The sequence below is a fragment of the Pseudoduganella sp. GW821-FHT12E03 genome (assembly GCF_058807115.1).
In genome coordinates this window covers 457,302-479,443 of the sequence record NZ_JBXAQJ010000002.1, presented here as the reverse complement: position 1 = coordinate 479,443, position 22,142 = coordinate 457,302, and the positions used below count along the sequence as shown (strand labels likewise).

The 22,142-nt window shown below is 65.7% G+C and carries 22 protein-coding genes and 1 pseudogene; 12 read left to right on the top strand and 11 right to left on the bottom strand.

The window, feature by feature from the left end:
- Window positions 1-78: 78 nt before the first annotated feature.
- On the bottom strand, window positions 79-1,008 hold the full coding sequence (epsC, locus tag AC1RRC_RS05850; RefSeq protein WP_493054323.1) for a serine O-acetyltransferase EpsC: 930 nt from the start codon (window positions 1,006-1,008) through the stop codon (window positions 79-81).
- 144 nt (window positions 1,009-1,152) lie between these two features.
- On the opposite strand from epsC, the gene AC1RRC_RS05845 reads away from it, so the two are divergent.
- Both AC1RRC_RS05845 and AC1RRC_RS05840 read left to right on the top strand, forming a co-directional pair.
- On the top strand, window positions 1,153-2,340 hold the full coding sequence (locus tag AC1RRC_RS05845) for a multidrug effflux MFS transporter (protein ID WP_493054702.1): 1,188 nt from the start codon (window positions 1,153-1,155) through the stop codon (window positions 2,338-2,340).
- A 21-nt stretch (window positions 2,341-2,361) separates the two neighbouring features.
- Window positions 2,362-2,913 carry a DUF1877 family protein gene (locus tag AC1RRC_RS05840; protein WP_493054322.1) on the top strand — a complete coding sequence of 184 codons (552 nt, stop codon included), beginning with the start codon at window positions 2,362-2,364 and terminating at the stop codon, window positions 2,911-2,913.
- Window positions 2,914-2,942: 29 nt separating this feature from the next.
- Here the strand turns inward: AC1RRC_RS05840 and AC1RRC_RS05835 are convergent, their stop codons facing one another.
- Window positions 2,943-3,794: an AraC family transcriptional regulator gene (locus AC1RRC_RS05835; protein WP_493054321.1), complete on the bottom strand. Its 852-nt coding sequence runs from the start codon at window positions 3,792-3,794 to the stop codon at window positions 2,943-2,945.
- 116 nt (window positions 3,795-3,910) lie between these two features.
- Between AC1RRC_RS05835 and AC1RRC_RS05830 the strand changes: the two genes are divergently transcribed.
- Window positions 3,911-4,543, top strand: a complete 633-nt coding sequence (locus AC1RRC_RS05830) for a succinate dehydrogenase/fumarate reductase transmembrane subunit (protein ID WP_493054320.1) — start codon at window positions 3,911-3,913, stop codon at window positions 4,541-4,543.
- 37 nt (window positions 4,544-4,580) lie between these two features.
- On the opposite strand, the gene AC1RRC_RS05825 is transcribed toward AC1RRC_RS05830, so the two are convergent.
- Genes AC1RRC_RS05825 through AC1RRC_RS05815 form a run of 3 tightly spaced genes read right to left on the bottom strand, consistent with a single transcriptional unit; the run spans window position 4,581 to window position 6,788 of the window.
- Entirely contained in the window at window positions 4,581-4,835 is a 255-nt protein-coding gene (locus AC1RRC_RS05825) for a hypothetical protein (RefSeq protein WP_493054319.1), read from the bottom strand.
- 60 nt (window positions 4,836-4,895) lie between these two features.
- Window positions 4,896-5,522, bottom strand: coding sequence for a helix-turn-helix transcriptional regulator (locus AC1RRC_RS05820; protein WP_493054318.1), 627 nt, complete (start codon window positions 5,520-5,522; stop codon window positions 4,896-4,898).
- A gap of 15 nt (window positions 5,523-5,537) precedes the next feature.
- A complete protein-coding gene (locus AC1RRC_RS05815; protein ID WP_493054317.1) occupies window positions 5,538-6,788 on the bottom strand; it encodes an MFS transporter in 1,251 nt (416 codons plus the stop codon).
- A 146-nt stretch (window positions 6,789-6,934) separates the two neighbouring features.
- Between AC1RRC_RS05815 and mdcA the strand changes: the two genes are divergently transcribed.
- The 7 genes and pseudogenes from mdcA to AC1RRC_RS05780 all read left to right on the top strand — a co-directional run bounded on the left by mdcA (window position 6,935) and on the right by AC1RRC_RS05780 (window position 13,216).
- Window positions 6,935-8,608, top strand: a complete 1,674-nt coding sequence (gene mdcA, locus AC1RRC_RS05810) for a malonate decarboxylase subunit alpha (protein ID WP_493054316.1) — start codon at window positions 6,935-6,937, stop codon at window positions 8,606-8,608.
- Between the two features lie 5 nt (window positions 8,609-8,613).
- Window positions 8,614-8,967, top strand: a complete 354-nt coding sequence (gene mdcC, locus AC1RRC_RS05805; RefSeq protein ID WP_493054315.1) for a malonate decarboxylase acyl carrier protein — start codon at window positions 8,614-8,616, stop codon at window positions 8,965-8,967.
- Window positions 8,964-9,842 (top strand): annotated as a pseudogene (locus AC1RRC_RS05800) (biotin-independent malonate decarboxylase subunit beta); the annotation flags it as partial. The gene mdcC and the pseudogene AC1RRC_RS05800, both read left to right, overlap by 4 nt.
- Entirely contained in the window at window positions 9,831-10,694 is an 864-nt protein-coding gene (gene mdcE, locus AC1RRC_RS05795) for a biotin-independent malonate decarboxylase subunit gamma (protein ID WP_493054701.1), read from the top strand. The pseudogene AC1RRC_RS05800 and the gene mdcE, both read left to right, overlap by 12 nt.
- Complete coding sequence (gene mdcG, locus AC1RRC_RS05790; RefSeq protein ID WP_493054314.1) at window positions 10,678-11,343, top strand: malonate decarboxylase holo-[acyl-carrier-protein] synthase; 666 nt, start codon at window positions 10,678-10,680, stop codon at window positions 11,341-11,343. Before mdcE ends, mdcG begins: the two co-directional genes overlap by 17 nt.
- A 2-nt stretch (window positions 11,344-11,345) precedes the next feature.
- Complete coding sequence (mdcB, locus tag AC1RRC_RS05785) at window positions 11,346-12,245, top strand: triphosphoribosyl-dephospho-CoA synthase MdcB (protein ID WP_493054313.1); 900 nt, start codon at window positions 11,346-11,348, stop codon at window positions 12,243-12,245.
- Window positions 12,242-13,216, top strand: coding sequence for an acyltransferase domain-containing protein (locus tag AC1RRC_RS05780; RefSeq protein ID WP_493054312.1), 975 nt, complete (start codon window positions 12,242-12,244; stop codon window positions 13,214-13,216). Before mdcB ends, AC1RRC_RS05780 begins: the two co-directional genes overlap by 4 nt.
- A gap of 218 nt (window positions 13,217-13,434) precedes the next feature.
- On the opposite strand, the gene AC1RRC_RS05775 is transcribed toward AC1RRC_RS05780, so the two are convergent.
- From AC1RRC_RS05775 to AC1RRC_RS05750, 6 genes are all read right to left on the bottom strand, one after another.
- On the bottom strand, window positions 13,435-15,315 hold the full coding sequence (locus AC1RRC_RS05775; protein ID WP_493054311.1) for a putative bifunctional diguanylate cyclase/phosphodiesterase: 1,881 nt from the start codon (window positions 15,313-15,315) through the stop codon (window positions 13,435-13,437).
- Window positions 15,312-15,875, bottom strand: coding sequence for a YfiR family protein (locus AC1RRC_RS05770; RefSeq protein WP_493054310.1), 564 nt, complete (start codon window positions 15,873-15,875; stop codon window positions 15,312-15,314). The genes AC1RRC_RS05775 and AC1RRC_RS05770 overlap by 4 nt, the downstream gene beginning before the upstream one ends.
- Entirely contained in the window at window positions 15,875-17,869 is a 1,995-nt protein-coding gene (locus AC1RRC_RS05765) for a TonB-dependent receptor plug domain-containing protein (RefSeq protein WP_493054309.1), read from the bottom strand. Before AC1RRC_RS05765 ends, AC1RRC_RS05770 begins: the two co-directional genes overlap by 1 nt.
- Window positions 17,870-18,130: 261 nt before the next feature.
- Entirely contained in the window at window positions 18,131-18,586 is a 456-nt protein-coding gene (gene trxC / locus AC1RRC_RS05760; RefSeq protein ID WP_493054308.1) for a thioredoxin TrxC, read from the bottom strand.
- A 52-nt stretch (window positions 18,587-18,638) separates the two neighbouring features.
- A complete protein-coding gene (locus AC1RRC_RS05755) occupies window positions 18,639-18,887 on the bottom strand; it encodes a hypothetical protein (protein WP_493054307.1) in 249 nt (82 codons plus the stop codon).
- A 43-nt stretch (window positions 18,888-18,930) separates the two neighbouring features.
- Entirely contained in the window at window positions 18,931-19,500 is a 570-nt protein-coding gene (locus tag AC1RRC_RS05750) for a DUF6622 family protein (RefSeq protein ID WP_493054306.1), read from the bottom strand.
- A 154-nt stretch (window positions 19,501-19,654) separates the two neighbouring features.
- Between AC1RRC_RS05750 and AC1RRC_RS05745 the strand changes: the two genes are divergently transcribed.
- A complete protein-coding gene (locus AC1RRC_RS05745; RefSeq protein ID WP_493054305.1) occupies window positions 19,655-21,214 on the top strand; it encodes a S10 family peptidase in 1,560 nt (519 codons plus the stop codon).
- 186 nt (window positions 21,215-21,400) lie between these two features.
- The gene (locus AC1RRC_RS05740) at window positions 21,401-22,024 is read left to right on the top strand and encodes a hypothetical protein (protein WP_493054304.1); all 624 of its coding nucleotides are present in this window, start codon (window positions 21,401-21,403) and stop codon (window positions 22,022-22,024) included.
- Window positions 22,025-22,142 lie beyond the last annotated feature (118 nt).

The window sequence follows — 22,142 nt, the reverse complement described above, 5'->3', positions numbered from 1 at the left end:
CGTGGGAGTGATTATGGCCATCGATTATTCGATTGTAAAACCAAAAATTTCCTGGATTACAATCGAGAAAATCGATAGTTACCGACATTCATTGCGCATCTGGGCCTGGGAAACATTGCTGTTCGGCGGCACGCTCTGCGTCAGCCACACGTTGCCGCCGATGGTGGACCCGGCGCCGATCGTGATGCGGCCCAGCACGGTCGCTCCCGCGTAAATCACCACATCATCCTCGACTATCGGATGGCGCGGCGTCCCTTTGATCAGCGCGCCGCTGGCGTCGGCCGGGAAGCGTTTGGCGCCCAGGGTCACCTGCTGGTACAGGCGCACACCCTGCCCCAGGATCGCGGTCTCGCCCACCACCACGCCGGTGCCGTGGTCGATGAAGAAGCTGGCGCCGATGGTGGCGGCCGGGTGGATATCGACTCCGGTCTTGGTGTGGGCGATATCGGAAATCAGGCGCGCAATGAACGGCGAACCCAGTTTGTGCAGCATGTGTGCAATCCGGTAATGCAGGATGGCGATGGTGCCCGGATAGCACAGCATGATTTCCGCAATCGAGGTGGCGGCAGGATCGCCGGCAAAGGCCGCGTGCACGTCCGACACCAGCAGCGCCCGCACTTGCGGCAAGCCCGCGGCAAAGTCGCGCGTGATTTCATATGCTTTTTGCGTCAGCGCTTCTTCATCGAGGCCGTCGAATTCCGACGCGAACTGCAAGCCGCGCCGCACCTGTTCGGTCATGCGGTTCAGGGTGGTGTTGAGGGTGTCGCCGACAAAGTAATCGATGCTTTCATCGGTCAGGTTCGGCCGCCCGTAATGGGTGGGGAACAGCACGGCGGAAATCCCGTCGACGATCGCCACCAGCGCTTCACGCGACGGCAATTCGCGCACCTTGCCCTGGTGACGGATGTTATGGGTCGCTTCGCGCGACACGCGCAGTTGCTCAATCACGGGGCCCAGGTTCCAGTGCGATGCACGCACGCCTGTGCCGTCAAAGGTATCGATGGTCATGGCAGTATAAAAATTCGACAAACAATTGTTGAGCTTAATGAGCCGATGCGGCTACACGAAAGAATAATTCCAAACTTATATATGCGAAAAACGCATATATAAAGGGTGGCGTAAAATACCGGTCCGCATAACGATACACGTATGATGAATATTCTGCTGACCGTGCTGCTGGCCGGCCTGACGATGGTCGGTCCGCTGGCCATCGACACTTACCTGCCATCGTTCCCCGCCATCGCGCAAACCTTTGGCGCCAGCCCGATGGCGATCCAGCAAACGCTGTCGCTGTTCCTGTTCTGCTTTGCCTTCATGATGCTGTTTTACGGCACGCTGTCCGACTCGTTCGGCCGCCGTCCCGTGATCCTGTGGTCGCTGGCGCTGTATGTGGTGGCCTCCATCGGTGCGGCGCTGGCGCCCACCTTTGGGGTGCTGCTGGCATGCCGCATCGTGCAGGGGCTGTCGTCCGGCGCCGGTTCCGTGGTGGGACGCGCCATCGTGCAAGACCGCTTCAGCGGCGCCGAAGCACAAAAGATCCTGGCCAACGTGATGATGGTGTTCGGCCTGGCGCCGGCGATCGCGCCGATCCTGGGCGGCTGGCTGCAAGTGTCGCTGGGCTGGCGTTCGATCTTCTGGTTCCTGGCCGCCTTCGGCGTGGTAATGATGGTGGCGGTGCAGCGCGGTCTGCCGGAAAGCTTGCCGGTGCAGCAGCGCCACCCGTTCCATTTCGGCGCCATCGCCCGCAATTACTGGAACGTCTTGCGCCACCGCCAGTTCCTGCTGCTGTCGGTGGCGGTCGGCATGGCGTTCGGCGGCTTCGCGCTGTACATCGGTTCGGCCGCGTACTTCATCATGCATATCCTGCACTTGCCGGAAACCGCGTTTGCCTGGCTGTTCATTCCCCTGATCAGCGGCATGGTGATTGGTTCCGCGCTGGCCTCGAAATTTGCGCACCGCTATTCCCAGGGCGCGCAAATCTGGATCAGCTATGCCCTGATGACGGTGGCGGCCATTGCCAACGTGGCCTATAACTATTTCTTTGCCGCCGAAGTGCCGTGGGCCGTGCTGCCGCTGTTCCTGTATTCATTTGCACTGGCGATTTCCATGCCGCCGATGACCTTGATTGCACTGAACCATTTCCCCAATAACAGCGGCCTGGCGTCGTCGATGCAATCGTTCATCCAGATGATCCTGTTTGCGCTGGTGTCCGGCCTGCTGGCGCCGCTGCTGTTCGACAGCGCCTTCCACCTGGCGTGCGGCGTGCTGGGCTGCCTGGCTGTCAGCTTGCTAGCGTGGCTGATTGCGCAACAGGGCGAAGAGTTTTCCACAAAATCCTGAAGGCCGTGCTAGGATTTCCTCATGGGAATCTCATGTGTCGCTTACGCCGTCAGCGATGGCAATATCCGCCGCGTCCTGGCCGACCCGCCGCTCGTGTGGCGCCTGGTCGAACCGGAAGACGGGGGACTTTACCTGGCTGAAATCGGCTTTGAAAACGCTGCCCTGGCGCCGGAAGTGCCCACCTTGGTGTACACCGGCCACGAGCGCTACCTGCTCGACCTGGACCGCTTGTGGGATGGGCTGGGCGCCTGCCTGCGCAGTTGCGCCCCGCGCATGCCCGGCTTCTTCGATGACGCCCAGCCGCTCGGCCATATCGACGTCGGCTACGGGCCGGCGCTGTACCACCGCGCCAACGCTATGGCGCGTATCGCCGAAGCCTGCGCCGCCATCAGCGAAGAACAAGTGGTGTCCGCGCTGAAGACCGCCGATTTTGAAGGCGTGTACCTGGGTGACCTGTGGGAAAGCCGCAGCCATGAAGTGGCCACCTGCCTGAAGGATTGCTATGCCGAATTCCAGGCCTTCGCCGCCTTCACCGCGCGCCACCAGCTGGGCGCGGTGATCCACATGACGTGATGCGGATGACGTGACGCATATGGCTTGACTCAACGCCAGTAACGGTACAGCCAGTAGCCGTCATCGTCCTGGCTGCGCCGCAGCAATTGATTGGGCGCGGCGCCCGCCAGCCGGCGCACTTCCCGGCATAAATGCGGCTGGTCCGCATAGCCGGCGTCAAACGCCACGCGCGACCAGTCCAGCGCTCCCTCGTCCGCCTCGCCGCGCGCCTGCAGCAGCGCCGATTCCAGCCGGCCGGTGCCGCGCAGCGCCTGCATCGACTGCCCCGTCAACTGTTTGACCTTGCGTTCGAACTGGCGCTCGCCTATCGCCCCCCGCACGCCTTGCAAGCGCTGCCGCAGCGCCTGCAGCCACGGCGCGCCGGGATCCCGGGCGCGCCGCACCGGCTGCCATTGCGCACACAAGAACGCCTGAGCAATACGCAGGCGTTCACCATCGCTGCCGGCCCGCAGCACCGCATCGGCAAACGCGTGCCATGCCGGCGCCAGCACTTGCCGCAGGGGCAGTTGCCGGTCCGCCAATGCCGCTGGCGCCGCCCCCGTTATTTCCTGGAAGGCGTCGGGATAAAACACCACCATGAAGGCATGGACCGGCGCGGGATTGTACGTGACCAGCGGATGGCTCAGCGGCCCGCTCACCACCACCCGGTCCAGCGGCGCGCCGCTGCAATGACCGGCGCCGGTAATGGCATCGCCCAGCCACGCCTGGCCCTTGATGAACCACGTGATGGCGCAAAACGGCGCGGCAGGAAAATGGTTCTCGGCAAACCGGGGCGCGGCCCCGTCCCGTGTCTTGTCGCGCGCAATGAAGGCGCGCACGCAGCCATGCAGCGCGGCCGGCGGCAAGACCAGGTGGGTGTCGGCAATGTCGGAATTATTCAAGACGGCGGCCTCGGCGAAAGTTAGGCTTGCATATACGTCAACAGCTTACCATTTACCGCCACCCTATGCCGACCTCCTCCACACCGCCCGACTTCCCCGCAACGCCGCCTGTTTCAATGCCAGGCGCGTCACTCAGCCTCGCCAGGCTGCACCGGTATTCCGGCGCGCTGCTTGGCCTGTTCCTGGTGTTCCACCTTGCCAACCAAATGCTGCTGCTCCTGGGGCCGTCCACCCACTTGGCCGCCATGGACGCGCTACGGGTGGTCTACCGCTGGCCACCGGTGGAAGCCTTGCTGCTGGCCAGCGTTGTGGTGCAAATCGTGACCGGCTTCCTGCGCCTGCGCAAGCGCGCCGGCGCGCAAGTGCCCGCAATGGCCAAACCCGCGCGGCTGGCCGGCCTGTATCTGCTGTATTTCCTGGCCGCCCATACGCTGGCGGTCCTGGGCGCGCGCGGCCTGTTCAAGCTCGACAGCAACCTGTATTTTGCCGCCGCAGGCTTGCACGTGTGGCCGTATACCCTGTATTTCGTGCCGCACTACGTGCTGGCCGTCACGGCCGTGTTTGTCCACCTTGGCAGCGCGTTGGCGCCCAGGCTGGGGATGCGCAGCCCCGCGGCCCGCAAGGCCGCCATCATGGTCGCGTTCGCCGCGGGCGTGGCCATCGGCACGGTCATCGTATCGGCCATGGCAGGCGATGCGGTGCGGATCCCGCCGGAGTACATGGCGCCGTTCCAGGCGCTGTCGCGGTGACCGCATACCGGCACCGGCGGGCGCGGCGCATGGCCGCCTACGGCCACGGCATCGGCGTCACTTGCTCGTATTGCTTGCCGCCGTTTTCCGGCTCGGCCCCCGCCTGCACGGCTTGCCGCCAGCGGGCGCGGCCCTGGCCCAGCGACAGGATTTCCTTGCGGCCTTCGACAAAATCCGAGCTGCTCAGCGGATTGTCCGGGTCCGGCCAATGGCTGATGGCCCAGTTCTGCAATTCCTCATAGCGCCGCCACGCTTCGGCGACGAATTCGCGGCGTATTTGTTCGTCCAGCATGGTGTCCTCCCGGCTTGCCAAGGTGGCTTTGGGAAGCAGTGTACGCCGGCACCGGGATGCTCAGCGCACCGGACGCAGGCGGTAGACGCAGCGGCGCGCGCCGGACAGCAAGTGTTCGGCCCGCTCCACCGTGCACGCTTCGCCCAGCACGCGCTGGAACACTTGCAGTTCGGAGCGGCAAAAGCCCTGGCAGCTGGAGGCCGCCGCGCAGATCGGGCAATGGTTCTCAATCAGCAGCACGCTGCCATCGTCCTGTGCTTCGACTTCGGCCATATACCCTTCCGCTTCCCGCGCCGCCGCCAGCGCCCCGGCCTTGCTTGCCAGGCCCGGCGGCGCCCGCTCCAGCGCGGCGCGGTACAGCGCTTCGCTATCCTGTTCGCGCGCCACGATCAGCCGGTCCAGCCCCGGCTCGCCAAACAGGGTGCGCACTTGCGTGATCAGTTGCAAAGTCAGGTCGGCATGGCGGTCCGGAAAGCGCGCATGGCCGGCCGCCGTCAAATGCCAGCGGCGCGACGGCCGCCCCACCTTGTCGGCCACATCGGCAAATTCCACCAGGCCTTTTTCCTGAGCGGCTTCCAGCTGGCGGCGCGCGCCCATGGACGTCAAGCCCAGCAATTCCGCCAGGGCTTGCGCGCTTTGCGGTCCGCGCGTTTTCAGTAGATACAGGACGTGGTCAGAGGTATTCATGCATGAGGCTATCGGTCAATCGGTCAGCTCGGCGCGCGCGGCGGCTACCGGCGGCAGCGGCGGCAGCGCCTGCCGCCCCCACTGCAGCCAGTTCCAGCCCGACCAGGCCGACAATGCCGCGCCCAGCACCAGGATCAGCCGCGTATCGATCAAGGTCAGCACGGACCCCGCGAGCGCCATCAGTATATTCGCCAGGCAGAACGTCGTCGACAGCAAACCCATCACGGCGCCCTGCCCATGGCTGCCAAAACGGCCCGCCGCCCAGTGCTGCACCGTGTTGTTATAAAAGGCGTTCGGGATGCCGAACAGGACGATACCAACCAGCCCCACCCACAAGTGCCCCAGTCCCAGCGAGCCCACGGCCACCGCCAGCGCCAGCGCATGGCGGCCGGCGCGCCGCATCGGCGGCGCTTCGGCCGCGCGGCCCGCCATCACGGCCGCCAGGGTCATCACGCCGCACAGCCCGACGTTGGCGGCGGCAATGCTTTGCGCATCGTAATGGGCGACTTCCACCAGCCACAGCGGATAAAACTCATAAAAGGCCGTGATGCCGCACGTCATCGCCAGGTGCAGGATGAACAGCTGGCGCAGTTCGCCATGCTTGACCAGGTTCAGCGCATGGCGTTCGCGCGCCACCTGCCACCACGAACCGGCCGCCTGCAACGCGCCCGGCTGCGCGGCTTCTTCACGCGGCAAGGCCAGCGCCACCAGCAGCGCCACGCTCAGCATCGCGACGGCGGCAATCCAGAACGGCACGGTCACACCGAAGCCCACGGTCACGCCCCCCAGCAGCGGTCCGGCCAGCCAGCCCAGGTGGAACGACCCGTTCAGCCAGCCCAGCGCGCGCTGGCGCAGCGAGCCGTCGAGCCGCTCGGCCAGCATGGCGCGCGCCACCGCGCCATTCCCCTCCAGCAGGCCGGTGACGAAGCGCGCCAGGATAAACAGCGGATACGATTCCACCATCATCGCCAGCGCCGTGGCCGCGTGGCCCACCGCCGCGCCCAGGCCGGTCGCCAGCAGCACCGGGCGGCGGCCATAGCGGTCCGACATCGAACCCAGCACCGCCGAGCCGATCAGCAAGCCCAGCGGGTTGATCATCAGCGCCACGCCAAACAGCAGCTTGGGCGGCATGCCCATGAATTGGTTGAGGCCGTTAACTGCGCCCGAGGCAAACAGTGGCGGCAGGATCGGATACGACAGCGACGCCCCGATGGTGGACAGCAAGGCCAGCAAACAGGCGGCGGCAATCAGCAGGAGATTTTTCATGGCGGATATGAAATCAACAAGATCGTGGAAATATACGCGCCACCCGACAATAAGTAAACACAATTGTTTATTTATTAGAATGCACGGCGCATCCCCCCGGGCCAGCCATGCTACCCTACGGGCAATTCAAAAACCGGAGTCCGTTCATGGCCATGCCGCCCCGTGCGTGGGACACCCTGCAACAAAACCGCCGGCGGCGCCTGCAGCGCGCGGCCGACAGCATCGGCAACGACTTGCGGCACAAAGCCGTGCCCGCCACACGCATCGGCGATCTGCTGCATGCGGTATTGGAACCGGGCGACCGGGTCTGCATCGAAGGCAATAACCAGAAACAGGCGGATTTCCTGGCGCAGGCGCTGGCCAAGCTCGATTCGCAGCGCATCCACGGCCTGCACATGCTGCAATCCGTGCTGGCCCTGCCGGAACACCTGGACGTGTTTGAACGGGGCGTCGCCAGCAAGCTCGATTTTTCGTTTTCCGGTCCGCAGGCCGCGCGCGTGGCAAAGCTAGTCGGCGCCGGCCAGTTGCAAATCGGCGCCATCCACACGTACCTGGAACTGTATAGCCGCTATTTCATTGATTTGCCGCCGCGCGTGTGCCTGCTGGCGGCGGAAGCAGCGGACCGGCACGGCAACCTGTACACCGGGCCGAATACCGAAGACACGCCGGTGCTGGCTGAAGCCACCGCGTTTAAAAGCGGTATCGTGATCGTGCAAGTGAACCGCATCGTCGACACCCTGCCACGGGTCGACATTCCCGGCGACTGGGTCGACTTCGTCATCGAATCGCCGCGCCCGTATTACATCGAACCGCTGTTCACCCGCGACCCGGCGCAGATATCGGATATCCAGGTCTTGATGGCGATGATGGCCATCAAGGGCATTTATGCGGAATACGATGTGCAGCGCCTCAATCACGGCATCGGTTTCGACACGGCCGCGATTGAACTGCTGTTGCCGACTTATGCGGCGCAACTGGGCCTGCAAGGCAGGATCGCACACCACTGGGCATTGAATCCACACCCGGCCCTGATCCCCGCGATCGAGGCGGGCTTCGTGGAATCGGTCCATTCGTTTGGATCGGAACTGGGCATGGAAGACTATATCCGCGCCCGCCCCGATGTGTTTGCGGTCGGCCCGGACGGTTCCATGCGCAGCAACCGCGCGCTGTGCCAAGCGGCCGGCCACTACGCGTGCGACCTGTTTATCGGTTCCACCTTGCAAATCGACTTGCAGGGCAATTCCTCGACCGCCACCCTGGGCCGCATTTCCGGCTTTGGCGGCGCCTCCAACATGGGCGCCGACGCGCGCGGACGGCGCCACGCCAGCCCCGCGTGGCTGAAGGCGGGCCGGCAGGCGCATGGCGGCGGCGCGCATGGCGCCATGCCGCGCGGGCGCAAGCTGGTGGTGCAAATGGTGGAAACCTTCCGCGAACACATGCAGCCCGCGTTCGTGGAAAAACTCGACGCCTGGGAGCTGGCCGAACAAGCGAAGATGGCGCTGCCGCCGGTGATGATTTATGGCGACGACGTCACCCATATCCTGACCGAGGAGGGCATCGCCAACCTGCTGCTGTGCCGCACACCGGAAGAACGGGAACAGGCCATCCGTGGCGTGGCCGGCTATACGCCGGTGGGACTGGCGCGCGACCGCCAAATGGTGGAACAATTGCGGGCCCGGGGCGTGATCCGCCGCGCGGACGACCTCGGCATCGATGCGCGCCAGGCCACGCGCGGCCTGCTGGCGGCGCGCAGCATGAAAGACCTGGTGCGCGCCTCCGGCGGCTTGTACAACCCGCCGCAACGATACAGGAACTGGTAACCACGATGGAAACACTGAACTTCCGCTTAGAACAGGGCCAGCCGGCGCCGGTCCACGCGCCCCTGCTGGTGGGCGTGGTCGGCTCCGGCAACCTGGAAGTGCTGGTCGAACCGGCGCCGGGCAGCGGCGCCTGCGAGATTACCGTCACCACCGCCGCCGTGGGCTTTGCGGCGATCTGGGAAGCCGTGCTGCGAGACTTTTACGCGCGCTGGCCATGGACCGGTATCCGTGTCGCCATCAACGACGTCGGTGCCACCCCGGCCGTGGTCAGCCTGCGGCTGGACCAGGCGCTGCGCACCTATTTGGCCACGGGTGCAGGGCCTTCAGGCCGGGGCCCCTCAACTCAGAGAGACGCATGAGCAGCTACCAGGAAGCCACCGCGCGTGAGCGCCTGCGCCGGCTGCTCGATGCCGGCACTTTCGACGAATTCGTCGGCCCCGCCGAGCGCATCACCAGCCCCCACCTGGCGCTGCTGGGCGCCCCTGCCTCATTTGATGACGGCGTGGCCGTGGGCCGTGCGCGGCTGGATGGGCGGCCGGTGTTCGTGGCGGCCCAGGAAGGCGGCTTCATGGGCGGCGCGGTGGGCGAAGTGCATGGCGCCAAGCTGACCGGCATGCTGCGCCGCGCGCTGGTGGAACAGCCACAGGCGGTCTTGCTGCTGGCCGAGTCGGGCGGCGTGCGGCTGCATGAAGCCAATGCCGGCTTGATCGGCGTGGCGGAAGTGCTGCGCGCCGTGCTGGACGTGCGCGCCGCCGGCATCCCCGTGATCGCGCTGGTGGGCGGCGCCAACGGCGCCTTCGGCGGCATGGGCATCGTGGCGCGCTGCGCCAACGCCGTCATCATGTCGGAAGAAGCGCGCCTCGCCATGTCGGGCCCGGAAGTCATCGAATCGGCCCATGGCGTCGAGGAATTCGATGCGCGCGATCGCGCCCTGGTGTGGCGCACCACGGGCGGCAAGCACCGCCGCCTGCTGGGCGATTGCCACGCGCTGGTCGACGACGACATCGCGGCATTCCGCGCGGCGGCGCTGGCCATGATCGATGCCGTACGCAATGAAGGCGGCGCGCAACTGTCCCTGGCCACGCTGGAACGCGAACACGCCATGCTGGCCGCCCGCATCGCCCGCTTTGGCGCCCTGCCCGACCCGCGCGATATCTGGACCGCGCTGGGCGTGCCGGATGCGGGCGCGGTGCCGATGCTCGATACGGCAGCGTTCAATGCAATGGTGGATGCACTGGCGCTGGCGCCGGACAGCGCGGCGTCGGCGAATGCCGGCCCGGCCGTTGCCGAACCGCCGGGCGCCGCCGATGCAGGCGTGCCCAATGACGATCCGCCGGACGCCGGTCCGCAAGACACCGGCAACGCGGACAACTGGCAAGCCGTCGCCGCCGGCCTGTTCCCGCAAGGCCACCGCATCGAACAGCACGGCGCGGTGCTAAGCGGCAGCGCCCAGGTCAATGGCAAGCCGGTGGCCGTGGTCGGCACTTGCGGGCACGCGGCGATCGGCATCGAAATCGCACTGGCGCAAGCGCGCGCCGTGCTCGACACCGTGCGCGGCCAGCCGGGCCGTCCCATCATCCTGCTGGTGGACACGCAAGGCCAGCGCCTGCGCCACCGCGATGAAATGCTGGGCATTAACAGTTACATGGCGCACCTGGGCAAGAGCATCGACCTGGCGCGCCGCCGTGGCCACAAGGTGCTGGCGCTGGTGTACGGCCAGGCGCTGTCGGGCGGCTTCGTCACCAGCGGCCTGATGGCCAATGCCTGTTATGCGCTGCCGCAGGCCACCATCCGCGTGATGGCGCTGCCCGCCATGGCCCGCATCACCAAGGTGCCTTTGGCGCGGCTGGAACAGTTGGCCGCCGAACACCCGGTGTTTGCGCCGGGCCCCGAGAATTACCTGCGCATGGGCGCCCTGACGGCGATCTGGGATGCGCCCGCCATGCACGCGGCCCTGATCATGGCGCTGCACGATTGCCCGCAACAGGACTTCCGCGCGGCATTGGGCGCAAAACGCGGCGGGCGCAAACTGGCCGCCGCCGTCATCGACGCCATCGTGGAGGACCGCCATGTTCAAGCCCCATGACCTCAGGCGTCATGATTTGCTGTGGCTGACCCCGGCCGGGTGGCAAGCCACACTCGACGGCCATCCGGAACACCAGCCGGTATTCGACTATTGGCGCCGCGAAGAATGGCCGGTGGTGGTGCGCCGCCATGACGCCGGCGCCGATACCACGCGGGAAGTGTCTATCGGCCTGTCCTTGCCGCCCGATGCCAATGGCCGCAAACAGCGCATCGGCTGGCGCGTGGCGCATTCCCATGTGGAACGCGGCAGTGCGCCCCTGTCCCTGAAGGCGGCGCGTTCCGCCTTGCCGGCGCCATGGCGGCCCGGCTATTCCACGCTGCAGGAACTGGGCGTGGGCCTGGACTTGCGTGTCTATGGTTCGCTGGCATGGCAAGCGCTGACGTCGCTGCCATCGTTGACGCCCGGCTCCGACATCGACATCCTGTTCCGCCCCGTCAGCCGCAACCAGTTGCAGGCCGGCCTGGCGCTGCTGTCCGGCCTTGACCACGGCTTGCCGCTCGACGGCGAAATCATGTTCCCCAACGGCGACGCCGTGTCATGGAAAGAGTGGCTCGGCGCCGGCGCCGTCCAGGCGCGGGTCTTGGTGAAAACCATTGCCGAGGTGCGCCTGGCCGATCCGGCGGACTTGCTGGCCATGCTCAAGCCGTGACCATGCACGCCGCCACCGCCCGCCTGGCGCTGCGCGCGCTACATACGGAACTGATGCTGTATCCGAAGCCCGGCCTGGTGTCGCCGCGCGACAGCGGCAGCCATACCGACATGAATGCCGCCACCTTCATGCGCAGCCTGTTTTCACTGCGCCACTACTTTGCCGCGATCGAGGCCGCCGGCATGGACGGCGCCCCGTTCGGGCAATTGCGCACGCTCGGCATGGCCGCCGAAGCGCGCATGCTGGCGGCGACCAACGGCGTCAATACGCACCGTGGCGCCATCTTCAGCCTGGGCCTGCTGTGCGCCGCCTATGGCTGGCTGAGGCGCCATGGCGACGCCATTACCCCCGAGGCATTGCGCGCGGCGATGCTGGCGCGCTGGGGCGACGACCTGGCGCGGCACCGGGATGCGCCGGCGGCGATGAGCGTCACCACCGGCTGGCCGGAAACCGCCGCACCGGACATGGCGCGGCCCGCCACGCCATCCATCGGCGTCCCTGAATCGAATGGCCTGCGCGCGGCGCGCCTGTATGGCGCGGGCGGCGCGCGGGAACAGGCGGCGCAAGGATTGCCCGCGGTGTTTGACACCGCCCTGCCCGCGTTGCGCGCCACCCTGGCGCGTGGCGGCAACCTGCACGAGGCGCATACGGAAGCGCTGTTCGCGCTGATGGCGGACCTCGAAGACACCAATGTGCTGCATCGCGGCGGCGCCGACGGCGACCGCTTCGTGCGCATCCAGGCAAGGCGATTTATTGCGCTGGGCGGCACCGCCAACCCGCACTGGCGCGGTTTTGCCCATGGCTGCCACATCCTGTTCGTCCGGCGCCGGCTGTCGCCCGGTGGCGCTGCGGACTTGCTGGCGGCCGCCAGCTTTGTCCACGCGGTGACGGAGCGGCCATGAACGCGCGCCTGGCGCTGCTGTGTCCCGGCCAGGGCGGCCAGCATGCCGCCATGTTCGACCTGGCGCGCGGGCATCCGGCCGGCGCGGCGCTCCTCGCGCGGCTGGCGCCCCTGCTGCCCGCCATGGATGCGAAATCGGATGCGGAATCGAATACGGAACCGGATGCCGGCTGGCATGCCAACCGCCATGCGCAGCCGCTGGTGGCAGCCGCCACCCTGGCCATGTGGGCGGCCCTCGCGGAGGCCGCTCCGGCCCCGGCGCTGGTGGCCGGCTACAGCATCGGCGAACTGGCCGCGTGGAGCGTGGCGGGCGCGCTCGATCCATTCGACACCGTGGCGCTGGCGGCGCGGCGGGCCGTGTTGATGGACCGGTGCGTGGCGGACGGGAATGAACTTGCCGGCGACCGCTCCCGCGCATTGCGGCACAGCCACGCCATGCTGGCGTTTGCCGGGCTGCCTGCCACCCGCGCGGCGGCAACGGCGGCGCCCCACAGCGGCTGGCTGGCGATCCGGAATGGCGCGGACAGCGGCGTGATCGGGCTGCCCGCCGGACAGGCCGATGCGTTACAGGCGCAACTGGCGGCGCAGGGCGGCAAGGTCACGCGGCTGCCGGTGGCGGTGGCCTCGCATACGCCGCATATGGCCGGCGCCGTTCAACCTTTCGAAGACGCGCTGGCGGCATCGCCGCTGCGCGACGCGTCGTGCCCGGTGCTGTCGGGGACCAGCGCCGAACGGCTGTTCCGGCGGGCGCAGGCGCTGTCCCACCTGCCGCGCCAGCTGGCGCACACCATTTACTGGGATGACTGCATGGATGCGTGCAGTGAAGCGGGGATCACCGTGGCGCTGGAGCTGGGGCCGGGCAATGCGCTGGCCCGGATGATGCAGTCGCGGCATCCGCAAATCGCGTGCCGCTCGGTGGCGGATTTCCGGTCGGTGGAGGGCATACTCGGCTGGCTGGCGCGGCATGGCTGAGCTGGTGGCCGGGGTGGCTACGAGGTTTTGAATAAATCGGAAGCCCGGGCGCCCACCGCGCCATTTACAGTACAGCAGACGCTCAATGTGTAGGGCGGTTTCCGCAGGAAGCCGCCATGCTCGCACGAAGGTACTGGCCGCGCTGGCGGCAGCGCACGCATGGCGGCTTTGCTTTCAGCAAAACCGCCCTACGGAGTGACGGACCCTGGGTCCGGCGCTTAATGCACCGGCTGGCGCTGCGCTTCGATCAGCTGGCGCAGCGCTTCGGGCGGCATCGGTTTGCCCAGCAGGTAGCCCTGCGCATAGGTGCAGCCGGCGCGGCGCAGCCATTCCAGCTGTTCGCGGCTTTCCACGCCTTCCGCCACCACCGCCAACTGAAAATCGCGCGCCAACGAAATCACGGCGCTGACAATGGTGGTGCCGTCGTCCGGCAGCGAACAGGTGAAACTGCGGTCGATTTTCAACTGGTTGATGGGGAACCGTTGCAGGTAAGCCAACGACGAATAGCCGGTGCCGAAATCGTCAATCGACAGGCGGATGCCCTGGGCGCGCGCTTCGCGCATGAATTGCACGGCTGACTCCACGTCTTCCATCAGCATGCTTTCGGTCAGCTCCAGTTCCAGCTGCGTGGCCGGCAAGCCGGTCGACGCCAGCGTGTGCAATACCACGTCAAGGAAACCTTTTTCGCGCAACTGGCGCGCGGAAACGTTGACGGCGATGCTGGGCGGCGGTGTGCCCGCCTGTTCCGCCATGCGCTGCCAGCGCGCGCCCTCGGCGCACGCCTGCAGCAGCACCCATTCGCCCAGCGCGACGATCAGGCCGCTGTCTTCGGCGACCGGAATGAATTCGGCGGGTGAAATAAAGCCCTGCTCCGGATGGCGCCAGCGCATCAGCGCCTCGGCCCCCACCAGTTGTTCGGTCCCGCAATCGAACTGCGGCTGGTAATGCACTTCCAGCCCGCCGGTTTCCAGCGCGCGGCGCAATTCGCGTTCCAGCCGGATGCGGCGCTGCGTGCGCAAGGTCATTTCCGGCACATATTCGGCCAGGCGGTTGCGTCCGGTTTTCTTGGCGTGGTACAGCGCCGTGTCGGCCCCCGACACCAGCGCTTCGCGAGTGTCGGCATCATCCGGATATAAACACATGCCGACGCTGGCCGTGGCGAAGATATCGCTGCCCTCGATATGGAACGGCTTGCGCAGCGCTTCGGTCACGCGCGCGGCCAGTTCATGGGCCATCTCGCGCTGCACCGGCGCCGCCACCACGGCAAATTCATCGCCGCCAATGCGCGCCACCACGTCGCCGGGGCGCAGCAGCGCCTGCAGTTCCGCCGCCACCTTGCGCAGCAATTCGTCGCCCGCGTGGTGGCCCGCCGTGTCGTTGACCACCTTGAAGTTGTCAAGGTCGATCAGCAGCAGCGCCACACTGCCGCTCGACGCCGGTTGCTGCGCCAGTTTTTGTTCCAGGATGCGGTAATTGGCGCGGCGGTTCGGCAAGCCCGTAACCGAATCCGTGTGGGCCAGGCTGTCCAGTTCACGCTCGGCCTGCGCCACCCTCGCCCGCGTCTTGCGGATCAATTGCTGCGCCACGAACAGCGCGCCGGCCGATGCCGCCAGCATCAGGGCGACATAACGCACCATCATGTCGCGGATGCCTTGCGTGCTGTTGATCAAGACCACCTTGCCCAGCCGGGTGTCCTTGTAACCGATGTCGGACGTGACCCGCACTTCGGCATAGCCGGCATCGCCCGGCGGCGCCAGCCGGGGCGGCGCCGCGTGGCCTTCCACGCTGTATTCGGAAAACAACTGGCCGTTGGCGTCATACACCGCCACTTGCAGCATGTTCGGCGCCGAGCGGAAGGCGCGCAAGATGTCGGCGGCGGCATCGCGGTCGCGGAACATCAGCGACGCGGAAATATTGTCGGCCACAATGGCGGCCTGGACGTGGCTCTCGGTGACCAGCGCCTGGCGCTGCGCCAGCAACTGGTACACCAGCAGGATGCAGCAAGCCACCACCACGGCGGCGGTGGCGGCCAGCATCTGGCCGGCGCCCAGCATCGACGCCAGGTGCAACGTGTCTTTTGAATTTACCTTCTGATTCACAGCACATTCCTTGCCAGCCGCAGCAAGCGCGAACTGAACTTCAATCCCATGCGCGCCGCCTCCCGCGTATCGATGTCGAACCGTACATGCTCTTCCTCATCCACCAGGGTCACCGCGCCCGCATATTTGCCGGCCGCACTGCCATCGACAATAAACAGCGTGGCCGCCACCTCCGGCGCCCGGCTGGGCGCCGCTTCCACCGGCAACACGGTGATGTCGCACACTTTCGGTCCCGCCCCGGCATCGAGCAGGGTCCAGGGCCGTCCGTTGACCGGTTTGCCTTCCAGCTTGCGCAGGCTGTCCCACAGTGCATGGGCCGGCCTGGCGCAGACGGCGAACGGCCGGTCTGCCGGCGCCGATCCGGGCCACGTGGTAAACAGCGCGATATTGTAAATATACGCCGCCTTCAGCGCCCCGCCCTGAACCGGCGCCTGGGCGTGGCTTGCAGGCGACAAACCTGTGCCCAGCGCGCAAGCCAGGGCCACCCATCCCGCACTGCACCATGCCGCCGGCGCGCGCTGGCGCCCCTGGCGGACTGGTTGCGGGATGGCCGCGGTCATCAAAAACCTCCCACCAGTTTCACCGACACGGTGCGCGACTGGCGCTGCAGCGCTTCCTGCCGGAAGGCCACGCCGGCCGGATCGGCGTAGCGCGCATCGAACAGGTTGTACACGCTGAAAGACAAGTCCGCCTGCGGCAACAACCGGACCGACCCCAGCGTGGCGTTGGCCACGCAATAGCCGCCGACCGCCGCGTTTTCCGTCCGGCGCGCCGTCATGCAGTGCAACTCCCCCGCCAGCCGGGCACGATAGCCCAGCACCGGCATGGCGGCGTTCAGCTTGAACAGGCGCCGTGGCGCATTGACCGGCGTGACGCCGGCATTGTCGCGCACCCGCTGCCACGAATGGCTGGCGCGCAGGCGCACACCATTGCCAACCTGGCGCTCGAACGACAGTTCCGCGCCGTTGGCGATAACGTGGTCGGTATTCTGGAATTGCAGCATGCCGTCATCCCGCACATTCTGGGCGATCAGGTCGCGCGTGCGGTAGCGGAACAGCGACAGGCGGGCAAAGCCCGGATCGCCGTAGCGGTGTTCCAAAATCAGTTCGCGCGTGGCGATATGCTCGGCCTGCAAACCGGGATTGGCGGCCTGCCCGCCCTCGCCGGGGAAGGCGTAATACAGTTCATAGGCATTCGGGGCCCGGTACGCGGTGCCGTAAATCAGCTTGGCCGTGTCAACCGCATTGGCATGCCAGATCAAGGCCACGCGCGGATTGGTGTTCGATCCCGTGGTGTCGTCCCAGTCATAGCGCACACCGGCGTTCAAGATCCAGCCGGGCGCCAGCCGCACTTCGTCTTCGATGAACAAACCCGCGCGGGAATCGGCGCGGCGGTCGTCGAGCAGCACGGTATAGGGCAGTTCGTAATTGAACTGGTCGCGCCGCCGGTTGCGCTGGAAATCGGCGCCCGCCACGATTTTTTGCCCGGTCCAGCCGCTCCAGGTCAGCTGGGCGGCGGCGCCATACCAAGCCGCATGGTCGCCGTCGCCGCTGGCATAGGGCACACCCGCGTCATCGGGATAGCTGCCGATGCCGAAATAATCGGCCCGGCCCCAATACGCCTGCGCCGATGCGGCCAGCGCGGGAGTGATGTCGGCGCTGTAGCCGGCCCGCACGAAGCCCTGGGTGTCGCGCGTATAGTTGGGCAGGTTGAAGACGGCGCCGAACGAGGCGGTCGGCACGCCCTTGGTGCGCGACACATAGGCGGCCGACATGGTCCATCCCGCATAGGCGCCTTTGGCATACAAGCTGCGGCTGCGGTCATAATCGAGGCGCCGGGCCACGCCGTGATTCTGGTCCGGCGTATCGAATTCCGGGAAATGCAAGTCTTCGCCGCGGCGCGTATACAGGCTGGCCGACAGCAGCAGGTCGGCGCCATTCTGGCCATGCCAGCCCTGCGTCACGCGGGCCCGCCTTTCACCATGGCTGGCCGCCGCCACCGCCACCTGCGTCCCCGCCTTGCCGCTGCCGGTGCGGGTAATCACGTTGATGACGCCAAACAGCGCATTGGCGCCATAGATGGCCGAACCGGGCCCCGGCACATATTCGATGCGCTGCACCAGGTCCATATCGAGCACGCCGTCGGTGCCGACCAGCGCCTGGTCATACACCGCGTCGTTGATACGCATGCCATCGATCAGCAGCAGGAAACGGCTGTCGTAATCGCCGGGACGCAGGAAACCGCGCGCCCCCAGGTAAGAGTAATTGCGGTCGCTGGTCACATACAGGCCCGGCAGCGACGCCAGCGCATCGCCCAAGGTGCGCCAGCCATGGTCGCGGATATCCTGCGCCGTCAGCACCACCACCGCCGAAGGCGCTTCGGCGATCGCCTGGGCAAAGCGCGAAGCGGAGGTGACGACCTGCAATTCCAGTAATTGTTCCAGCGGCAGCACGGCCAGTTCATCGCTGCCGCTGTCGGGATTGATTTTTTGCGGGGGAATGGCAACCGCCGCCGCGCACGTGGCGGCCGCGCAGGCGGTAAGCGCGAGCGCCAAGTGGGCGGCCCGCCATGAATGCAACCTCGTGACCATGACCATTCTTTCAGGGTTTGCGGAAAGCTGGCGGCCCTGGGCGCGCCCCGCAGGTGTCTTCACGATGCAGCGTCGCATCGGCGGCCGGGCTGCAGGCCGGACCGCCGCAAGCGAATGCATGTTACACGGGAACGCGTGGAAATGGTGTCAAGTGTTGCTTGCAAGCATCCAATTACCCTCGGTACTGTGGCAAAGATGCATTTCCGACCCGGATATGCTAGGACGTTACTGGGTCCGGTTGGCTTGCTGCGCCCAGGTCATGATACTGCGCGCATCCATCGCGCCCGGCTGGCGCGCCACTTCGCGCCCGCCCTTGAACAGCGCCACCGTGGGGATGCTGCGGATCGCATAGCGGGCGGCCAGGTCTTGCGCTTCCTCGGTGTTGACTTTGACCACGCGGTACATCGGTTCCAGCCCCATCGCGGCCTGTTCGAAGAACGGCGCCATCTGGCGGCACGGGCCGCACCACGGCGCCCAGAAATCCACCAGCACCGGCAAGTCGCTGCGGCTGATGTGCTTGTCAAAGCGCGCGCTGCTCAAATCCACCGGCTTGCCGGCAAACAGTTCGCGGTGGCAGGCGCCGCAGGCCGGCGTGTGGGTCAGTTTCACGGCAGGGACTCGGTTCACCGCATCGCAATGGGGGCAAACGATGTGCACATTCTCGGGGACTTGGGGTTCCATGATGGATCGGCTTCCTGTTACAAAATGCCGCCAATGTAACAGAAATGTTATTTCAGCAGCGCTGGCCTGCCGCGTCATTCTTGACGATACCGCGCACATTGGTGGCGGCCAGGCAGGCATTGAGCGCCACCAGCGCCCAGGCGCCATCTTGCCAGCCCCACGCGATCCACATGGCGTTACTGGCCAGGAAAATCCAGAACCCCGCCATTCGCCGCCGCGCCACGGTGGACGCCACCAGCCATGCCGCCAGCAAGGACGCCGCCATTGCCGGCCATTGTAACCATTCCAGTCCCTCCGCCATCGCCGCCCCCTTGGTTTGACGGCAAGTCTAGCGGTTCATCCGGTCATGCAGCGCGCGCCACCGGCGCCGCGGCGCCATGGTAATCCGCGATGCAGCGCAGCAGGCGGCCGTTGAACGCGCCATTACACAGGCCGAACAAGGCGCACGCCGACAGCGCGAAGCCGGTGCTGTGGGCCAGCGCCGGATTGACGCCCAATGCGACGCCCACCACGTATTTACCGGCAAACACCGCCATCATCAGCGCCAGCGGGGTCCAGCTGCCGCGCAATTGCACGGTGCGGGCGGCGCGGTCCACCCCGGCCACCTGGTGATCGGACCAGCGCCAGGCCAGCGCCGCCCCCGCCACCATGGCCGCCAGCCACGTCACGGCCAGCATGCCGCCGCCGTCAAAACGCCCGGCCACACTGGTCAAACCCAGCGCCAGCATCACGGCCGGCATGATGAACAGGCTACGGTACGACACCACGCGGCCACGGCTGAGGGCCACGCCGCGCACCACCAGGACACCGAGGATGATCCAGACATAGATTGGGGTGTGGCTGACGATTTGCTGCAGCATGGCGTGCTCCGTGGTGTTGGTTGCGATGGAGACACTTTGCCCGCGGCCGGCCATTGCGGCCACCCGGATGCGACGAAACCGGGAAAACAGGGAGCGAAACCCGGCGCGTTGGCGATACAACAAATTTGTATCGGGTGTGTAAATCGGCATCCTTCGGCATTTCTGTTATGAAATACTACGCAGCTTCCCAACTTGAAGTTGTCCGCCGATGAAACCAATTGCCCGCGTCGCCCCGATCCTGCTGCTGGCCCTGTCCTGCGCCCATGCGCAGCAAGCCGCCGAACCCAAGCCTGACGCCAAGGCCAAGGCCGAGGCCGATGCCAACGCCAAGCCGGCCGCAGCGGCGCCGTTCGAACGGGCGCTGAAGGCGGAATCGGCCGTCACGAAAACCGCCCAAGTCACCATCAAGGGCAAGGTGGTGCCGTATAAAGTCACGGCCGGCACCCAGCCGGTCTGGGACAAGGATGGCAAGGTCATCGCATCGCTGTTTTACACGTATTACCAGCGCAGCGACGTGGCGGACAAGGGCAAGCGCCCGCTGGTGCTGTCGTTCAATGGCGGCCCCGGTTCGGCCTCGGTGTGGATGCACGTGGCCTACACCGGCCCGAAAATGCTGAACATCGACGACGAGGGCTATCCGCTGCAACCGTACGGCGTGCGCGACAACCCGCACTCGATCCTGGACGTGGCCGACATCCTGTTCATCGACCCGGTCAACACCGGCTTTTCCCGCATCCTCGATGCGAAGGCCGACCGCGCCACCTTCTTTGGCGTCAATGCCGACGTGGCGTACCTGGCCGAATGGCTGAACACCTTTGTCTCGCGCGAAGGCCGCTGGACCTCGCCCAAGTACCTGATCGGCGAAAGCTATGGCACCACGCGCGTGGCCGGCCTGGCGCTGGAATTGCAGAATGCCCAGTGGATGTATGTGAATGGCGTGATCCTGGTCTCGCCGACCGAACTGGGCCTGAAACGCGACGGCATCGTCGGCGATGCGCTGAACCTGCCCTATTACACGGCCACCGCGTGGTACCAGAAAAAGCTGCCGGCCGATCTGCAAGCGCGCGACTTGAAGGACGTGCTGCCGGAAGCGGAAGCCTTTACGGTGGATGAACTGATCCCGGCGCTGGCCAAGGGCGGTTTCCTCGATGCGCAAAAGAAAGCGCAGATTGCCGCCAAGGTCGCGCGCTATGCCGGCATCAGTGAAAAAGCCGTGCTGCAGCACAACCTCGTGATTCCCACCGATTTTTACTGGAAAGAATTGCTGCGCGACCAGGGCTACACGGTGGGCCGGCTCGATTCGCGCTACAAGGGCATCGACAAGACCGAAGCCGGCGACAAGGTCGATTACAACGCGGAATTGACGTCGTGGCTGCATTCGTTCACGCCGGCCATCAACCATTACCTGCGCGACGTGCTGCAATACAAGACCGACATCAAGTACAACATGTTCGGTTCCGTCCACCCGTGGGACAACAAGGGCGACACCACGGGCGACAACCTGCGCAAGGCGATGGCCATGAACCCGTACATGAAAGTCATGGTGCAGTCCGGCTATTACGATGGCGCCACCACGTACTTCGACGCGAAATACACGATGTGGCAACTGGACCCGAGCGGCAAGATGCGCGACCGCCTGCGTTTCGAGGGCTACCGCAGCGGCCACATGATGTATCTGCGCTCGGAAGACCTGGTGAAATCCACCGATGACATCCGCGACTTCATCCGCTCGGCCACCCCGGCGGCCAACCAGCCGGCCAAGTATTAAGCAGCGTGGGGCCGCCGCAACGGCGGCCTTGTTTTTCCGATATAAAGTTACTTAATTGGCATGCATTTCATGTAAGATTGTTGCCGCTCATTGTCGAGCGGAAATAATTGGAATGTAAACATGCACGCAGAAGTACCGAAAAAAGGCGCCCTGGCGTCCTTCAAAACCTTCATCGCGGAATACGCGATGATCGTCATCAGTATCCTTACGGCGCTGGGGCTGGAACACGCGGCGCAAAGCTGGCACCGCAGTCACCTGGCGCATGAAGCCGAGCAGCGCATCGAGGCGGAACTGGCGGAGAATTTAACGGAATTGCGCGAGTCCTATGCACATAATGCCAAGAGGTTGGAGCACCTGAAAGCGCTGCGCCAATTGATGCGGGAAGCGACGATCGCCAAACGGGACAAAACCGGCGCGCAGCTGGAAGCCGCGAAAGCCGACCTCCAACAGCGCCTGAAAGCGCTTCCTGGTGGTAGCACGATTAACTACAACATCAAGACCCCGACCTTGCGGCGCGAAGCCTGGGAAGTGGCCGTGGCCAGCCAGGCCGCCAGCTGGATCGATGCCAACCGCCTCCGGCGCCTGTCGATCGCCTACGCCCAGCAACGCGACGTCACGCCCATGCTGAGCAACGCCCTCATGGCAACGACCAATCCTGCCACCCAGCACGCACTGGCGGAATTGGAGCTCGGAAAAGTCAGCAATACCGACCAGTATCATCTGCTCACGCAGTTATGTGATGCACTGGGCATGATTCAAATCACCCTCGAGAGCGTGGAAACCGCAATTACCGGTAAGAAGGGCGCTTGACGCCCTGCCCCTTCCCGGCAATCTGTCGCGCCCGGCTTTTTTACCGGGCGTCCATCGCTACGCGCAGTGCCGCAGCCAAGAGCTCTTCCCGCTTCGAAATCTCACCCTGAGCTAACGC

What these genes read in the sequence shown, in the direction of transcription:
- epsC (WP_493054323.1), bottom strand. Translation starts at nt 1,008, where the DNA reads ATGACCATCGATACCTTTGACGGCACAGGCGTGCGTGCATCGCACTGG.
- AC1RRC_RS05845 (WP_493054702.1), top strand. Translation starts at nt 1,153, where the DNA reads ATGAATATTCTGCTGACCGTGCTGCTGGCCGGCCTGACGATGGTCGGT.
- AC1RRC_RS05840 (WP_493054322.1), top strand. Translation starts at nt 2,362, where the DNA reads ATGGGAATCTCATGTGTCGCTTACGCCGTCAGCGATGGCAATATCCGC.
- AC1RRC_RS05830 (WP_493054320.1), top strand. Translation starts at nt 3,911, where the DNA reads ATGCCAGGCGCGTCACTCAGCCTCGCCAGGCTGCACCGGTATTCCGGC.
- AC1RRC_RS05825 (WP_493054319.1), bottom strand. Translation starts at nt 4,835, where the DNA reads ATGCTGGACGAACAAATACGCCGCGAATTCGTCGCCGAAGCGTGGCGG.
- AC1RRC_RS05820 (WP_493054318.1), bottom strand. Translation starts at nt 5,522, where the DNA reads ATGAATACCTCTGACCACGTCCTGTATCTACTGAAAACGCGCGGACCG.
- AC1RRC_RS05815 (WP_493054317.1), bottom strand. Translation starts at nt 6,788, where the DNA reads ATGAAAAATCTCCTGCTGATTGCCGCCGCCTGTTTGCTGGCCTTGCTG.
- mdcA (WP_493054316.1), top strand. Translation starts at nt 6,935, where the DNA reads ATGGCCATGCCGCCCCGTGCGTGGGACACCCTGCAACAAAACCGCCGG.
- mdcC (WP_493054315.1), top strand. Translation starts at nt 8,614, where the DNA reads ATGGAAACACTGAACTTCCGCTTAGAACAGGGCCAGCCGGCGCCGGTC.
- mdcE (WP_493054701.1), top strand. Translation starts at nt 9,831, where the DNA reads ATGGTGGATGCACTGGCGCTGGCGCCGGACAGCGCGGCGTCGGCGAAT.
- mdcG (WP_493054314.1), top strand. Translation starts at nt 10,678, where the DNA reads ATGTTCAAGCCCCATGACCTCAGGCGTCATGATTTGCTGTGGCTGACC.
- mdcB (WP_493054313.1), top strand. Translation starts at nt 11,346, where the DNA reads ATGCACGCCGCCACCGCCCGCCTGGCGCTGCGCGCGCTACATACGGAA.
- AC1RRC_RS05780 (WP_493054312.1), top strand. Translation starts at nt 12,242, where the DNA reads ATGAACGCGCGCCTGGCGCTGCTGTGTCCCGGCCAGGGCGGCCAGCAT.
- AC1RRC_RS05770 (WP_493054310.1), bottom strand. Translation starts at nt 15,875, where the DNA reads ATGACCGCGGCCATCCCGCAACCAGTCCGCCAGGGGCGCCAGCGCGCG.
- trxC (WP_493054308.1), bottom strand. Translation starts at nt 18,586, where the DNA reads ATGGAACCCCAAGTCCCCGAGAATGTGCACATCGTTTGCCCCCATTGC.
- AC1RRC_RS05755 (WP_493054307.1), bottom strand. Translation starts at nt 18,887, where the DNA reads ATGGCGGAGGGACTGGAATGGTTACAATGGCCGGCAATGGCGGCGTCC.
- AC1RRC_RS05750 (WP_493054306.1), bottom strand. Translation starts at nt 19,500, where the DNA reads ATGGCCGGCCGCGGGCAAAGTGTCTCCATCGCAACCAACACCACGGAG.
- AC1RRC_RS05745 (WP_493054305.1), top strand. Translation starts at nt 19,655, where the DNA reads ATGAAACCAATTGCCCGCGTCGCCCCGATCCTGCTGCTGGCCCTGTCC.
- AC1RRC_RS05740 (WP_493054304.1), top strand. Translation starts at nt 21,401, where the DNA reads ATGATCGTCATCAGTATCCTTACGGCGCTGGGGCTGGAACACGCGGCG.